This window comes from Chryseobacterium limigenitum (assembly GCF_900114875.1).
Classification (GTDB): Bacteria; Bacteroidota; Bacteroidia; order Flavobacteriales; family Weeksellaceae; genus Chryseobacterium; species Chryseobacterium limigenitum.
In genome coordinates, this window is the sequence record NZ_FPKW01000001.1 from 493866 (window position 1) to 509850 (window position 15985).

The 15985-nt window shown below is 33.8% G+C and carries 13 protein-coding genes; 12 read left to right on the forward strand and 1 reads right to left on the reverse strand.

The window, feature by feature from the left end:
* Positions 1–59: 59 nt before the first annotated feature.
* The 11 genes from BT156_RS02375 to BT156_RS02425 all read left to right on the forward strand — a co-directional run bounded on the left by BT156_RS02375 (position 60) and on the right by BT156_RS02425 (position 12892).
* Positions 60–1673: a serine hydrolase gene (locus BT156_RS02375; protein ID WP_072406809.1), complete on the forward strand. Its 1614-nt coding sequence runs from the start codon at positions 60–62 to the stop codon at positions 1671–1673.
* Positions 1633–2757 carry a helix-turn-helix domain-containing protein gene (locus tag BT156_RS02380; protein ID WP_072406811.1) on the forward strand — a complete coding sequence of 375 codons (1125 nt, stop codon included), beginning with the start codon at positions 1633–1635 and terminating at the stop codon, positions 2755–2757. The genes BT156_RS02375 and BT156_RS02380 overlap by 41 nt, the downstream gene beginning before the upstream one ends.
* A gap of 231 nt (positions 2758–2988) precedes the next feature.
* Complete coding sequence (locus BT156_RS02385; protein WP_228429933.1) at positions 2989–3852, forward strand: alpha/beta fold hydrolase; 864 nt, start codon at positions 2989–2991, stop codon at positions 3850–3852.
* Between the two features lie 26 nt (positions 3853–3878).
* Positions 3879–5006 carry a serine hydrolase domain-containing protein gene (locus BT156_RS02390; protein ID WP_072406815.1) on the forward strand — a complete coding sequence of 376 codons (1128 nt, stop codon included), beginning with the start codon at positions 3879–3881 and terminating at the stop codon, positions 5004–5006.
* A gap of 120 nt (positions 5007–5126) precedes the next feature.
* Positions 5127–5357: a hypothetical protein gene (locus tag BT156_RS02395; RefSeq protein ID WP_072406817.1), complete on the forward strand. Its 231-nt coding sequence runs from the start codon at positions 5127–5129 to the stop codon at positions 5355–5357.
* A gap of 253 nt (positions 5358–5610) precedes the next feature.
* Complete coding sequence (locus BT156_RS02400; RefSeq protein ID WP_072406819.1) at positions 5611–7086, forward strand: hybrid sensor histidine kinase/response regulator; 1476 nt, start codon at positions 5611–5613, stop codon at positions 7084–7086.
* Between the two features lie 5 nt (positions 7087–7091).
* On the forward strand, positions 7092–10700 hold the full coding sequence (locus tag BT156_RS02405; RefSeq protein ID WP_072406822.1) for a response regulator: 3609 nt from the start codon (positions 7092–7094) through the stop codon (positions 10698–10700).
* Between the two features lie 15 nt (positions 10701–10715).
* Complete coding sequence (locus BT156_RS02410) at positions 10716–11081, forward strand: response regulator (protein WP_072406824.1); 366 nt, start codon at positions 10716–10718, stop codon at positions 11079–11081.
* Positions 11082–11912: a CheR family methyltransferase gene (locus tag BT156_RS02415; RefSeq protein ID WP_072406826.1), complete on the forward strand. Its 831-nt coding sequence runs from the start codon at positions 11082–11084 to the stop codon at positions 11910–11912.
* Between the two features lie 11 nt (positions 11913–11923).
* Entirely contained in the window at positions 11924–12490 is a 567-nt protein-coding gene (locus BT156_RS02420) for a chemotaxis protein CheB (protein WP_228429936.1), read from the forward strand.
* A 39-nt stretch (positions 12491–12529) separates the two neighbouring features.
* The gene (locus BT156_RS02425; RefSeq protein WP_072406828.1) at positions 12530–12892 is read left to right on the forward strand and encodes a response regulator; all 363 of its coding nucleotides are present in this window, start codon (positions 12530–12532) and stop codon (positions 12890–12892) included.
* Positions 12893–12976: 84 nt separating this feature from the next.
* Here BT156_RS02425 and BT156_RS02430 read toward each other — a convergent pair whose 3' ends face one another.
* Positions 12977–13270 (reverse strand): hypothetical protein, encoded by a 294-nt coding sequence (locus BT156_RS02430; RefSeq protein WP_072406831.1) that lies wholly within the window; start codon positions 13268–13270, stop codon positions 12977–12979.
* Between the two features lie 1107 nt (positions 13271–14377).
* Between BT156_RS02430 and BT156_RS02435 the strand changes: the two genes are divergently transcribed.
* Positions 14378–15976, forward strand: a complete 1599-nt coding sequence (locus BT156_RS02435; RefSeq protein WP_072406833.1) for an autotransporter outer membrane beta-barrel domain-containing protein — start codon at positions 14378–14380, stop codon at positions 15974–15976.
* Positions 15977–15985 lie beyond the last annotated feature (9 nt).

Genomic DNA, 15985 nt, shown 5'->3' on the forward strand with positions numbered 1-15985 from the left:
ATGTAATAAAACTCTCTTCAAAATTGTTCTATTATTAAGCTAAAATTAATACCAATAAAATGAGAAAAATATTTTTTCTAACCTTACTGATTTCATTTTTCAGTACTACTCTTTCGGGACAGGAATTTAATGATCTTTTTTCTACACTTTCTAAAAATAATCTGTTTAACGGCAGTGTTATCATTTCCAAATCAGGGAAAACTATTTTTTCTAACTCGTACGGATTTTCTAATATTGAAAAAAAGGACAAAATTAATAGCCAATCTCAGTTCACCATTGCTTCCATAACAAAAACCTTTACTGCAACAGCAATTCTTCAACTTAAACAGAAAGGAAAAATCAATATTGATGATTCGGTTCAGAAATATCTTTCAGATTTTCCTTATCCAAATATCACTGTTAAACAATTGCTGAATAACACTTCAGGACTGGCGCAATATTATAATTTATTTGATACTGTCATAAAAGAAAAACCGGAAAAAGTAATTTCTAATCAGGATATTATACCAACTTTCATTCGCTTCAAAACACCGCTTTCATTTGTGCCGGGAAGCAAATGGGAATACAACAACGTTAATTTTTGTCTTGCTGCCCTGATCATTGAGAAAATATCCGGAATGAGTTATGCGAATTATTTGGAGAAAAATATTTTCAATCCTGCGAAAATGAAAGATTCATTTGTTCCGCTTAACAGGAAAATCAAGAAAGAAAATCAGGTAGAATTATACACGTATCCTAATTTCTATTCCACTCAACTTGTGAATACCACTACCGTAAAAAACCCTTTTCTAATCGATGAAAAAAGTAACTTTTACGGAAACGGAGGCATCGTAAGCACAGCCGCAGACTTAGAAAAATACCAAAAGGCATTGTTTTCCTATCAGATTTTAGGCAAGAAAGAATTAGACGAAGCTCTTACAGCAACCATCTTGAATGATGGAAAAAAAGTAAGTTATCAATTCGATGGAAAAGAAGGGAGCTACGGCTTAGGCTGGGCGATGTACACCGATGAAAGTAACGGAAAAATTGTTTTTCATGACGGCTTTATTACCGGACTTACCAGTATCTTATTACACAACATCACTAAAAATGAAACTGTAATATTGTTATCCAGCATCGGAAACAGCCCTGTTTTTCCTATATCTAATGCCGTTTTACAAATAATCGATAACAAACCTTATACAATTCCTGTACAAAATCTATCAAGAATCTACGGAAGCTTACTGGAAAGCGGAAATAAAGAAAAAGCAGATCAGCTGATTCAAGAATATCTAAAAAACCCAAGCAGTTATGGAGCAAGTGAAAATGATTTTAACCGATTAGGTTATCAATTTTTAAGGCTTCAAAAAAATGATCTTTCCTTGGAGACCTTCTATTCGGCGACATTGATTTTCCCAAAAAGCGCCAATATATTTGATAGTTATGGAGAAGCGTTGCTTCAATCTGATAGAAAAGAAGAAGCTCTGAAAATGTATCAAAAATCGCTTGAATTGAACCCGGAAAACACCAATGCTAAGGAGATGATCAAGAATATTAACGACCTTTTGATTAAAAAAATAAGATATTTTAAAAATTTGTTCTTTATCAGTCTATTTTCTTCACAACTTATATCCTATTTTTGCAAAAAAACTAATGGACAAATTGAATTTTCTGGAAGTTATTGCAGCGATTAGCGTTTTTATATCGCTGCTGCTTGCGGTATTTTTGTTAACGGTAAAAACAGAAAGGAAACTGGAAAACAGATTATTCGCAGCGTTCCTCATTATGAATGCAATTGATATGAGCGGACTTTTTATGCATCTTCTTACTGATAGCTATAATCTGAAAACTTTCAAAATGTCTGCATACTTATTAGTAATGCCCCTTTTCTATCTGTACGTTAATGCCGTTTGTTATTCTGATTTTACCTTAAAAAGAAAGCACTTATTGCATCTTATCCCTTTTATCGTTGCCAATTTAATTTTAGTTCCAAGACTTTATCTTGCAGAAGGTCCTGCTAAAGAATATTTTTTCAAGCATATGTGGGACTCCCCCGAGATGTTCTTTTATCAAGTTATTGCGGAACTGCAGTATTTCTTTTATATCGTTGGCGTATTCATGATACTCAAAAAATACAAGAAAATTTATCTTGAGAATTACACGAATCCAAATACTTTGTTATACAAATGGCTGTTTCAGCTTACAATGATTTTACTATTCATCCATCTATGTATTATTTTTAAAAATACAATACGATATACAGCATACAACGACCTGTTTATTTGGATACATATTGTGGCGGGAGCTTCCTTTTTATTGGCTGCCTGCTGGTTTATATTGAAAGCATTAAATTATCCTGAGCTTTTTCGAAGAATTGATTCTACTTTACAATCAACAAAAGATTTTACTGAAACTCTGGAAACTGAAAATAAAACGGACGAAACAAAAAGTTTTCAGATCGAACAGCTTAAAAACTTCATGACTGAAAAGGAGCCCTTTTTAGAACCTTCATTAACGATTCAGGAATTGGCAGATCAGGTGAAAATTCCGGTTCGTGAGTTGTCTGTTTTAATCAACCATCATATCAATCAGCATTTTTTTGATTTTGTGAATGAATATCGCGTGAAAAAAGCAATGACCATTCTGAAAGACCCTACAAAAAGAGAATATACCGTATTGGAAATCTTATACGAAGTGGGCTTTAATTCAAAATCTTCTTTTCATACTTCATTTAAAAAACATACAAATCAAACGCCAACAGCATTTAGAAACAATTGATAATTAGCCAATTGTAAATACCCGAACTTTAGATTGTAGAAAGTCGGACTCATTTTAACGAATAAAATGAGTCCGACTTTTTTTACATGGACTTATCTCAAAACTTTCTACAGCATATTTGTATCAGAAAATTTAAAGTCAAATTAATACTTAGAAACTATGAAAAAAATAAGCCTTTTTATCTTAACATTATTATCAATGTTTTGTTTAGCACAATTGCATTCCGTAAAAATGGACACTCTTCTGACCACGGAAATTGGAGGAATAAAACAAGCAATAGAAATCAAAACAGACGATATTAACAAACCTATCCTTCTCTTTTTATCGGGCGGCCCGGGAAGTTCAATGATGAAAAATGCAGATTCTTATACCAATATTTTAAAAAATAAATTTACCATAGTTCAATGGGATCAGAGAGATGCAGGAAAAACATTAGCGTTAAATCCTTCTCCAATCCAACCTTCGGTAGAACTTATGGGAAAGGATACTTATGAGGTGATCAATTTTCTGTTAAAGAGGTTAAATCAGAAAAAACTGTACTTATTAGGCAGCTCTTGGGGAAATGCTTTAGGCTTTTATATTGTTAGAAATCATCCGGAATTATTACATGCTTATTATGCTGTAAATCCCGTGATCAGTCAATTAGCGAGTGAAAAAGAATTACTCAAAACATTAAAAATTCATTTTAAAGATAACCCTGTTGCAACGGAAGAATTGTCGAAAGTATATTTTCCTTTTACCAATGACGAGTCCATGTTTTATTTAAGAAAATGGCTTTTTTACAAAGATGGTAAAGAATATGTAACAACTGATGATTTCAAAAAGGGCTTTCTTCAATGGTCAAAAACATGGTCTCCTGCATGGAACGAAGTTATGAAAATTGATCTGCCAAAGACATTAAAGAAAGTCGACTGTCCAATTTATTTTTTCGTTGGTAAAAACGATATTCAAACGTTAACTTCCATTACAAAAGGATATTTTGAGCAAGTGAAAGCACCCAAGAAAGATTTATTTTTATTTGAAAACTCGGGACATCAAATTCATAAAGATGAAGCAGATAAATTTCAAAATACAATCATTCAAACAATAGATTAATATACTCCTATTAAACTTTGGAAACCATGAAAAAAATAAGCCTTTTTATCGCAATAACAGTATCGGTATTTTGTTTAGCACAACAATCATTAAAAGAAAACATTAATCTTAAATCTGTTGTTGATAATGCCGCTCAAAAGATGGTTCAAAAACCATTAATTAATGCAGTCTCCATCGGAATCGTTTATCAAGGGCAAGAATATATCGGACATTATGGTGAACTTGAAAAAGGAAAAGCCAATCTTCCAACCAATCAAACCATCTATGAAATTGGTTCACTAAGCAAAACGTTTACAGGAACATTAGTTGCAAAAGCTGTTTTGGATAAAAAAATAAACCTTGAAGATCCTGTTCAAAAGTATCTTTCTGAAGATTATCCTAATTTAAAATTCAATAACCATCCCGTTCGCATAAAGGATCTAGTCTCTCATACCAGCGGATTACCCTCTATGCTGCCTTTACCCATCAATGCATTTTTTAAAGATTTCACCAATAAAAATACACCTGAAAACATTAATAATGTATTAAAAAATTACAACCAAAAAGATTTTTTAAGAGACTTACATACCGTAAAAATTGACACGATTCCGGGATACAAATTTTCCTATTCAAATGCTGGAATAGAATTATTAAGTTCGGTGCTGGAAAAAGTATATCACAAAAAGTTTCAGGTTTTATTAAAAGAGTATTTAGCTCAAAATATTCAGATGAAAAATACAACCATTACACTGACAAAAAAGGAAGAAGAAAACCTTGCGGTTGGCTACCATTGTAATTATAATGATATCGTAATGAAAATGCCTACATTACCTTGGGGTTCATCCGGCAATATAAAATCCACCCTTCCGGACATGATGAAATATCTTATTTATCAGTTGAAAAACAATCCTGAAATAGCAGAATCTCACAGTCCATTGGTGAAAATTGATAATACATTTAGCGCAGGTTACGCTTGGCGCATCATGAAAGATGAAAAATTGGGAACGCTTTACAAGCATCACGGCGGAGTTTTTCGTTCACAATGTTTTATCTATATCATCCCAAAATATAATTTGGGGGTATTTATTATCACTAATCAAAGTGGTGAAAACACTTCAAAAGATATGCAGGAAGCGTTAAACGAAATATTTGAAAAAATAGAAAAAAACAGCTGATAATCTTCATAACTTATAAATAAACCATATCCTGTAATTTTATGATTAGGATCATAATATTACAGGATTTTTCTTTGTTTCTTACTCTAAAATTTACAGTATAATTAAAAATCAAACTATATGAAATTTAGCGAAGCAGTAAAGCATAAAAAAGAATCTTTAAAAAATGCAGATGAATCTGTATTAAAAGATTACCACATCATAATCACTCCCGCTAAAACAGATGAAAGCCAAAAGTACATTGAAGCTTTTACGGAAAATCCTGAAAAATTTAATGATGAAAGCTGTAAAAAATTCTGCTCCAATGATGATTATGAAGTCGTAAGTTTCAGAAAAGAGATAGAAGAATAAAATTAAGACATCACATTTTAATTATTCTAAAACTAAATCATTTTCTAGTTTATTATCTAATTTTTAGGAATATAAAACATAATTAAATTATTCTTCAAATAATCACTAATGAAAAATTTTCTAAAAATTTGATTTAAATTTTAAAACATGTGGTACATAACTATAAATGGTTAAAAAAATAAATGTTTTTCGGATTTTTGTGAGTATTTTTGACGCAAGAGTAAACATAATTAATTATTGATTTTTCATTCCTATGATCTTAATTGTTGATGATAACCAAAACAATCTTTATTCATTAAAAAAATTATTAGAATCTAAAGATTTTCAGGTTGATATAGCCAGTTCCGGTGAAGAAGCATTGGGAAAAGCATTAAAAAATGATTACGCTTTGATTATCCTGGACGTTCAGATGCCCGACATTGATGGTTTCGAAGTTGCAGAAACATTAGCCGATTACAGCAAAACCAAAGAAATTCCTATCATATTCTTATCTGCCGTAAATACTGAAAAAAAATTCATCACCCGTGGATACGCTTCAGGCGGAAAAGATTATGTAACAAAACCCATAGATCCCGAAATTCTTTTGTTGAAAGTAAAAACTTTCTACAACCTTCAGGAGCAAAATCTTGCGATGAAAAAAACGCAGCAAGGCTTGGAATTGGAAGTAAAAGGAAGAAGAGAATCTCAGGTTATTATGAAATCTCAGATCGATCATTTTCATCTGATGCTGGAATCTCTTCCACAAATTGCTTTTACATTAAATGAAGACGGAATTGTAGATTTTGTCAACAGAAAATGGCATGAATATTCCGATTCTGAACACGAATTTCCTGAAACTCATTTCGACGATCACAACATCAAAGAAGAATTTGAGCGTTGCAAAAAGAAAGGCAAAGCTCTCGAATTGGAAGTCAGAATAAAAAACATAGAGTCGGAAAACTATCGATATCATTTACTGAGAGTTACACCCGTTTATGAAGAAAATACTATAAAGAATTGGGTCGGAACATTTACAGATATTGACGATCAGAAAAAAGTAGAAAAAGAAAAAGACGAATTCCTGAGTATCGCCAGTCATGAGCTGAAAACGCCTCTCACAAGCATTAAAGCCTATGTTCAGCTATTGGATCGTAAGTTAAAATTAGACAAAGATGGTGCGGAAGCTGGTTTTATGGTTAAAGTTCAGGATCAAATAGAGAAGCTTAACACTTTAATTACCGACCTTTTAGATGTTTCAAAAATAGAAAACGGTAAACTAAAAATCAACAAAAAACCTACCAATATTGGAAACGTCATCCAAAATGCGATTGACACCATATTGCAGACACACGAAGACCGTCAGGTAAAAATCGACTGGCACGGAATGAAACCTGATATCTTAATTCCTTTGGATGAGATCCGAATCGAGCAGGTTTTGATTAATTTCCTTACCAACGCCATCAAATATTCTCCACAAAATAATCAGGTCATTGTTACCACTTTCGTTGACGAAGAAGAGCAGGAAGTTAAAGTAAACATTACAGATTTCGGGATCGGGATTCCTGATTTTAAACAAGATGCCGTATTTCATAAATTTTACCGTGTTGAAGAATCTTCGTTACAGTTTCAGGGAATGGGAATCGGCCTGTTCATCTGTTCCGAGATCATCAAACAACACCACGGAAACATCGGAGTATCAAGTAAAGTGGACGAAGGCTCTACATTTTATTTCACATTACCTTTAAATTAATTTTCATGCCGAAAAAAATCATAAGAAATCTTCAGTTTGGAGTTGGTTTATCTTTATTAATCTTAATTGCCAGTTCAATTGCTTCATATATAAGCATCCAAAGACAGATGGAACACAGGGAAAGCTTGTCCCAAAGCCGTCGTTCGGTTACCGCAGTAAAAGACGTTTTAATCGCTCTTTTAGATGCTGAAACAGGAAACAGAGGATATCAGTTAACGGGAAAAGAAAATTTCCTAGAACCTTACAAACGTAGTTTAGCCGATTATCCAAAAGCTTTCGAGCGTGCAAAAGCATTAGATCTTAAAGATAAAAGTCAGCTTGAGCGTTTGAGTAGTTTACAGCAGAATGTCAACAGCAACATCAGCAATCTAAAACATTTTGTAGAAAACAGAAGAAAAGGCATTGTAATGACCCAGCAGCAGGTTTTGATGAGCAAAACTTACATGGACAAATGCCGTCAGATCGTTCGCGACTTTGTACAATATGAAGAAGCTCAGCTTGCTATAAAGAATAAAGATCTTAACCGTTCTTCAGATACAACAGTATTATTTATTCTATTTTCTGCCATAGCAGCCGTTGTTGTCACTACTTTTTTCTATATAAAATTACGTGCAGATCTTATTCGCAGAGATAAACTTGAAAAACAGTTAAAAGCTAAAGATCTGGAAATCAGCAGACGTGTAAGTGCAATTCAGCAAGTAGCCAACAGGGTTGCCAACGGCGATTACAGCCAAAAAGCGTCTGATACTTCTCAGGACGACCTTGGAGATCTGGTTGGATCTCTTAACAATATGACGGATTCTCTTAAAAAGTCTTTCGACGAGATCAATAAAAGTGATTGGCGCCAGAAAGGTCTTGCGATTTTAAATGAATCTTTGGTAGGAAATAAATCTGTAAACGAAGTTTCAAAAAAATCTTTACATCAGCTAATTGAATATGGAAATTGCATCAATGGTTCATTATACCTTTTTGATGAAGGCGTATTAAAATTAAATACAGCTTTCGGACTGGAGGACAACATGAAAAAGACCTTTGAACCGGGAGAAGGAATGGTTGGCCAAGCCTTTGTTAATGCAAAGATACAGGTTTATAATAATCTTCATGAAGATGATTTTACGGTAACTTTTGCCAGCAGTAAAATTACAATTTACGGAATAATATTGTTGCCGATTTTAGCAGACGGTCATACCATCGGAGTTCTGGAATTAGGCTCAACATCTAATTTTGAAGAAGAACGTATAGATTATTTCACAGAATGCAGCCGAAATATAGGAATCGCTTTAAGCGCCGCAAAAAGCCGTGAAAAAGAACAGCAATTACTTGAAGAAACTCAGGCTCAATCGGAAGAACTACAGGTTCAGCATTCTGAATTGGAGAATCTTAACACAGAACTGGAAGCTCAGACTCAAAAATTACAGGCTTCTGAGGAAGAATTAAAAGTTCAGCAGGAAGAATTGATGCAGGCTAATGCCGAACTGGAGGAACGTTCAAGATTATTGGAAGATAAAAATCACCTGATCGCTGAACGCAACAATGAAATTCAGAAAAAAGTAGAAGAACTTGCATTAAGCACAAAATATAAGTCTGAATTTTTAGCGAATATGTCTCACGAACTTCGTACACCTTTAAATTCTATCTTACTTCTCTCTCGTTTAATGGCTGAAAATCCTGATGAAAACCTAAATGAAGACCAAATAGAATCAGCGAAAGTAATCCAAAGTTCAGGAAGCAGTTTATTAACCCTGATCGATGAAATTTTAGATCTTGCTAAAATCGAATCCGGTAAAATGACGTTGGAATATGAAGAAGTTATCATTGAAGAAGTTATAAAAGATCTAAAAAGTTTATTTAAACCTATTCTTCAGGAAAAAAGAATTGAATTTAACATTGAAATAGAAAATGATGTAGAAAAAGCTATTGAAACCGACCGTTTGCGTGTAGATCAGGTCATGAGAAATTTACTTTCAAATGCTGCAAAATTTACAACCAAAGGAAGCATCAGTTTAAATATTAAAAAAGATCCGAAGAATAACGATTTCATCATTTTCAGTGTAAAAGATACCGGAATCGGAATTGCAGAAGACAAACAGAAAATCATTTTTGAAGCCTTTCAGCAGGCAGACGGATCAACAAGAAGAAAATTTGGAGGAACTGGTTTAGGTCTTTCCATAAGCCGGGAAATCGCAAGACTGTTGGGCGGTGAACTAACCTTGGAAAGCAAAGTAAATGAAGGAAGCGTGTTTAGCCTAATTATTCCCACTAAGGCTGTCTCGGAAACAGTTCAGCTTGAAACGGATCAGCATTTAATGGAAATAATCCGTGAAGATGTAGAAGAAATTCAGCAAATTTTAGAAGACGGCGAGGTTTCCTACACACTTCCTGTCAACAATTTGGAAATTCCGGAAGATGTTGCTGATGATCGGGATAATATCAATAAAGACGATAAAGTTATTCTGATCGTTGAAGATGATATTAATTTCGCCAAAGCATTATTGAAATACGCTCATCTTCAAGATTACAAAGGCGTAGTTTCCGTACGAGGTGACCATGCCTTATCCTTTGCTATTCAGTATCATCCGGCAGCTATTTTGCTGGACGTTCAGCTACCTGTAAAAGACGGATGGCAGGTTATGGATGAATTGAAATCAAACCCTCAGACGAAGCACATTCCGGTTCACATGATGTCTGTTTTGCATGTAAAAAAGGAAAGTTTAATGAAAGGAGCTATTGATTTCATTAATAAACCTATGGCTCTGGATCAGATGACCGAAGTTTTCAGAAAGATTGAAGAAGCCCTTAAAAAATCTCCGCAAAAGGTTTTAATCGTTGAAGAAAATGCGAAACATGCAAGCGCACTCTCCTACTATTTAAGCAACTTTAACATCTCATTATCAGTAGAAAACAACGTTGAAGATTGTGTTAAAGCTTTAACGGAAGGTAATTCTGACTGTGTCATTTTAGATATCGGAGCTGCAAAAGGAAGTCAATATCAAATCATAGAATCTATTAAAAGTTATGAAGGGCTTGAAAATCTGCCGATCATTATTTTTACAGGACATAATTTAACTCAGTCAGAAGAGCTGAAAATCAAGCAGTATGCTGATTCTATTGTTGTAAAAACAGCCCATTCTTACCAAAGAATTTTAGATGAAGTTGGTTTGTTTTTGCATTTGGTTGAAGAAAAGAATAGTTCTGAAACCATTAAAAATAAAGTCTTAGGCTCTTTAACGGAAGTTTTAAAGGGTAAAAAGATCCTGATCACTGATGATGACGTTCGAAATATCTTTTCTTTAACCAAAGCTTTAGAGAAATATAAAGTCGACGTTGTTTTGGCAATGGATGGTAAGCAGGCTTTAGAAAAAATGAAAGAAAATCCTGATATCGACGTTGTTTTGATGGATATGATGATGCCGGAAATGGATGGATATGAAACCATTAAAGAAATAAGAAAAATACCTTCTCACACGCGTCTTCCTATTATTGCAATCACCGCAAAATCGATGATCGGCGACCGTGAAAAATGCATTGCTGCAGGTGCTTCAGATTATATCTCGAAACCTGTGGATATTGACCAATTGTTATCGTTGCTACGTGTTTGGTTATATGAAAGTTAAACAGAATAAATTCTGATGAATAAAAAAATTTTAATTGTGGACGATGATCCACGTAATATATTTGCCCTTAAATTGACGTTGAAGTCAAGAGGTTATCAGATTGAAAGTTCTACAATGGCGCAGGAAGCTATTGAGATTCTTCAAAAAGATGACAAGATAAATGTTGTACTGATGGACATGATGATGCCCGAAATGGACGGATATGAAGCCATTAAAACCATTCGTAACATTCCATCAATCAGTAAAGTAGATATTATTTCTGTGACTGCACAGGCAATGCCGGAAGACCGCCAAAAATGTCTGGACGCCGGAGCCCAGGATTATGTATCAAAACCGATTGACGTTGACCAACTGATAACTGCCATAGAAAAACTATCGTAAATGCTGGAACCAAGTATCGTAAAAGATGAAGAAGTAGAATACTTGATAAAAGATGTGTACGCAATGTACGGATATGATTTTTCCGAATACAGCAGAGCTTCTTTTAAACGCAGGATTAATCGTATCTGCCTGATTGACAGATTCACCAGTTTTGCGGAATTGAGGTATACCCTACTTAACGATCCGGAATATTTAAAGCGTTTTGTAGAAGAAATTACGGTAAATGTGACAGAAATGTTCCGTGATCCGGCTTTCTTTAAAACATTACGCGAAAAAATTCTCCCACAACTAGGAACTTATCCTTTGATCAGAATATGGGCAGCCGGGTGTTCTACAGGTGAAGAAGCCTATTCTATCGCCATATTGCTTAAAGAAGCGAATCTCTACCATAAGTCATTGATTTATGGTACGGATCTTAATCCTTCAGTATTGGAAACAGCAAGATCAGGTATTTTTCCGTTACAGCAGATGAAATTATATTCTGAAAATTATATGTTATCAGGCGGTAAAAAAGATTTTTCAGAATATTACACTGCGAATTATGACAGCGTAAGATTTGATAAAAGTCTACAGGAAAAGCTCATCTTATCTACTCATAATCTGGTTTCAGACAGTTCTTTTAACAGTTTTCAGTTAATTATCTGCAGAAATGTGCTGATTTATTTTGACCGAGGGTTGCAGGAACGTGTTTTCCGTCTTTTTGATAACAGCCTGGAGAATTTAGGATATTTGGCGTTGGGATCAAAAGAAACGCTGAGATTTTCTAATTTAGACAAATCTTATCATCAGGTTGAAGATCAAAAAATCTGGAAAAAACTGGATCATAACTAAACGCAATGATCATGAAAAACACAGATACAGAATTAATCGTTATCGGAGGATCTGCAGGCAGTTTACAGGTCATTCTGGAAATGATAAAAAATTTAGATATAGAATTAAAATTCCCCATTGTACTCGTAGTTCACCGCAAGGCACATTCTACAAGTATACTTCCAATTTTATTACAGCAATTTTCATCCATGGAAGTCGTTGAAATTGAGGATAAAACAGAAATTAAAAACAATACATTATACATCGTTCCCGCAGATTATCATTTGTTGTTTGAAAATAAAAAAATAATGTCTCTGGACAGTTCAGAAAAGATGAATTATTCACGACCGTCCATTGATGTAACTTTTAAATCTGCAGCGGAAATTTATGGTGAAAATGTAATCGGAGTTTTACTTTCAGGAGCCAATGCAGACGGTGTGGAAGGTTTAGGATACATCAAAAAAAATGGAGGAAAAGTCTGGGTTCAGGATCCGGAGACAGCCGAAGTAAATTATATGCCGAAACATGCGGTACATGAAGTTGATTATGATTTGATTATTACACCCAATAATCTGGCGAATTATATCAATCAATTATAAAAATTAAAAGAAAAAATTTAGGATTTAAATAGAACTAATATGAGTAAAAAGAAAATTTTGATTTTCGATGATGATACTACTATTTTAGAAATAATTACCATCATCTTTGAGGAGAATGGATATGAAGTCGAAATTTCAGAAACCTCTCATGATATTGTAGAAAAGGTAACAAAGTTTCAGCCGGATGTTATTCTGATGGATAACTGGATCCCAAGAATTGGCGGCGTTGAGGCTACAAAACTTTTGAAAAATCATGAAGAATTCAAGCATATTCCTGTCATTTATGTAACGGCGAACAATGATATCGTGGCTTTGGCTAAGGAAGCCCAGGCTGATGACTATGTTGGAAAACCATTTAATCTGGATGATCTGGAAGGGAAAGTTGCCAAATATTTAAGCTAAAAATCATCCTCAAAATTCTCCCGATACAATAATAAAGTCCCTGCTTATAAAGTGAGGGACTTTATTATTGTAAACTTTTTTATCTTAAGCCTCAGTTTTTGAGCCCGAATTCTTTAAATATTCTATTTCTTTCTTCAGATCGGTAATATTGTAATTCATATGATTAAGGTTCAAAATAAGAGCCGTTAAAAACATTTTTATTCCTGGATTACTGATAATCTTATCTGAAAATGTAGGAACAATTATTCTCGTTTTTGAAACAATATTTTTAGCTAAAATATATTCGTTAAAAAGGCTGATATCCAAATTAAAATTCTTTCTTATACTTAAAACCAGATATTCATAAACAAGATACTTATTTTCTTTATGGTCTATCATCTTGTGAGTTTTTATACCATAGTATAAGTAATATCTATGCCATAATTGTTTTAATTCTTTTTTTGTGAAAAAACAGTAAAAACAATTAATATCTAGCCAACAGCTGTTTAATTATAAACTTCAATATAGGACACCTTAAATTAAGCAGAATTGCATACTTCTAAGTTATTCAATAACTCCTTTCTCGAATAAATTTGTATATCAATTCAATTACGCAATATCGTTATTTTAATATCGGTAAATAATTTCTAAAAAATAATTCCAAATAGTTTTATTCAAATAATTATAATCGAAATTTCATTTAGTGTTATGTGCTTGTTCATCCTTCTTTATTGTTTAGAATTTATAAAGAGCGGTGGATTTTATAAGCTAAAAAAAAGATTTGAGCCCCAATCGGTTTTCAGAATCTACATCCATTTATTTTCCAATCCTCTCTATATTTATTTCTGTAAAACATAGAGGGGAATTTTTATTACCATCATATAAACAGATTTTTCAAAATAAAATATACATCATTTTATAAATTATTGATAATAAAATTCTTCTGAGACCTACTCCATCAGTTTTCTGCACAAACAAAATCTGTATCCAGTAATTTATTTTATAATTCTAATTTATTTTTTTAATAAAAACACTGAAAACAATGTATTCTACATACTTCAAAAATACTGATTTTAAATTTTAAAACACTGAATTACAACCGTTTAAAACTTTGCGTTTTATTGCGTTTCATTAAGTAGAATTGCGTCAGGTTTCCCATGTTTTTGCTTATAAATTTGCCCTCTGACTACCCACTCAGATGAATTAATTTCTGACGAATGAGATACGATTCTAAACACACAAGGAAGAAATTTTTAACACTAAAAAAGTCAAGTACATGAAAAAAAATTACAGAACAGGAATGCCTCTTAATGCATCAATTAATTCTTGATCTTCGAAGTATGGATGCATGTAATCTTTCCTCAATTCTATGTTGGAAATGAAAAACTAAAAGCAATCTTTTTTATCCGTTAATAATTCCCAAATGGAAATAAAAGATTCTTTAACCGGTTACTTATACCCCATTAAAATAATAAGAAAAAAAAATATAACAACAAATCTCTAAAGATGAAAACAAAAACACTATTTATTTTAGGAGCTCTATCCGTCTTCCCAATCGCAGCGCAAGCGCAAGTCGGAATTAATACCCCCAACCCTCAAGGAGCTTTTCACATTGATGGAGCTAAAGATAATAATACAACAGGTGTTCCCACTAATGCTCAACAATCAAATGATTTTACAGTTTTAAATACTGGTAATGTAGGAATAGGAACTATCGCTCCTAATGCCGCATTGCAATTTAAAAATATTGTAAATAGTCGAAAAATTGTGATGTATGAAACAGGTAATAATGACAATCAATTCTATGGATTTGGAGTAAATGGAGGAATTCTACGTTATCAAACTGATACCCAAAATAGTGATCACGTTTTTTATGCTGCTTCAAGTGCAACAAATTCTAATGAATTAATGCGTATTAAAGGAAACGGAAATGTAGGTATAGGAGTAACTGCTCCTAACGCCAATGCAATATTAGATATCACCTCTACAAATAAAGGAGTCCTTTTCCCCAGACTTACAACCGCTCAAAGAGATGCTATAAGCTCTGTACCCGAAGGATTAACAATTTATAATTTAACTGCACACTGCTTACAATATTGGAATGCTACAACCTGGGCTGGCAATGACTGTTCTACAACACCAGTAGTAGGAACTATCGCAACCTTAAATTGCGCAGGTGCAACTAATAACGGGACATTAACAGGAGGTACGGCTGCTTCAGTAGTTACATCCGTAATTTCTTATACAGGAGGTAATGCTGGTACGCATAATGGGCAGACAGTAACTTCTACCGGAGTAACAGGTTTAACAGCTACATTAGCTGCTGCAAATTTTGCCAATGGAAACGGAACTCTTACCTATACGATTACAGGAACACCATCTGGAGCAGGTACAGCTAGCTTTGCTATTAATATCGGTGGCAGAACATGTACTTTGACAAGAACTGTTGCAGTTCCTGTTGGTGCGATTACAACATTAACTTGTGGTAGTGCTACTAATAATGGTACATTAACTGGTGGTACAGCTGCTTCGGGAGTGTCATCAGCAATTCCATATACTGGTGGTAACGGTGGTACACACAACGGACAAACTGTAGCTTCCACAGGAGTAACAGGTTTAACAGCTACACTAGCAGCAGGAAGTTTCGCTAATGGAAACGGCTCAGTTACCTATACTATTACAGGAACACCATCCGGTGCAGGTACAGCTAGCTTTGCTATTAATATCGGTGGTAGAACATGTACTTTGACAAGAACTGTTGCAGCACCGCCAATGGGAAATCCTTCATTATCATGTGGAGGTATTTTTGACACAGGGCCTTATCGTGTAGGGCAGTATATTGATAAAATTTTAGATGTTCCATATACAAATAGTGGAGGTCCAGGAGCTTATCCTCAAGAGGTGTCAGAAAATTATGTCGGTTTATATGGATTGAATGTTGTCCTTCAAGCAGGAAATTTAGTTTCTGGTTCTGGTATACTTAAATACAGGATATGGGGAACACCAACACAAAAAATGTTTGACGATGGTGTGAATACATGGTTTCAGGTACTCTATTTTAAAGGTGCTTGGAAGTGTTCTGCTCCTTTCACTGTAAGTAGATAGAAATGACAT

Excerpts from the sequence above, each read along its gene's own strand:
- BT156_RS02400 (WP_072406819.1), top strand. The coding sequence starts at position 5,611 with ATGATCTTAATTGTTGATGATAACCAAAACAATCTTTATTCATTAAAA.
- BT156_RS02385 (WP_228429933.1), top strand. The coding sequence starts at position 2,989 with ATGGACACTCTTCTGACCACGGAAATTGGAGGAATAAAACAAGCAATA.
- BT156_RS02420 (WP_228429936.1), top strand. The coding sequence starts at position 11,924 with ATGAAAAACACAGATACAGAATTAATCGTTATCGGAGGATCTGCAGGC.
- BT156_RS02425 (WP_072406828.1), top strand. The coding sequence starts at position 12,530 with ATGAGTAAAAAGAAAATTTTGATTTTCGATGATGATACTACTATTTTA.
- BT156_RS02435 (WP_072406833.1), top strand. The coding sequence starts at position 14,378 with ATGAAAACAAAAACACTATTTATTTTAGGAGCTCTATCCGTCTTCCCA.
- BT156_RS02410 (WP_072406824.1), top strand. The coding sequence starts at position 10,716 with ATGAATAAAAAAATTTTAATTGTGGACGATGATCCACGTAATATATTT.
- BT156_RS02395 (WP_072406817.1), top strand. The coding sequence starts at position 5,127 with ATGAAATTTAGCGAAGCAGTAAAGCATAAAAAAGAATCTTTAAAAAAT.
- BT156_RS02415 (WP_072406826.1), top strand. The coding sequence starts at position 11,082 with ATGCTGGAACCAAGTATCGTAAAAGATGAAGAAGTAGAATACTTGATA.
- BT156_RS02430 (WP_072406831.1), bottom strand. The coding sequence starts at position 13,270 with ATGATAGACCATAAAGAAAATAAGTATCTTGTTTATGAATATCTGGTT.
- BT156_RS02380 (WP_072406811.1), top strand. The coding sequence starts at position 1,633 with ATGGACAAATTGAATTTTCTGGAAGTTATTGCAGCGATTAGCGTTTTT.
- BT156_RS02390 (WP_072406815.1), top strand. The coding sequence starts at position 3,879 with ATGAAAAAAATAAGCCTTTTTATCGCAATAACAGTATCGGTATTTTGT.
- BT156_RS02375 (WP_072406809.1), top strand. The coding sequence starts at position 60 with ATGAGAAAAATATTTTTTCTAACCTTACTGATTTCATTTTTCAGTACT.
- BT156_RS02405 (WP_072406822.1), top strand. The coding sequence starts at position 7,092 with ATGCCGAAAAAAATCATAAGAAATCTTCAGTTTGGAGTTGGTTTATCT.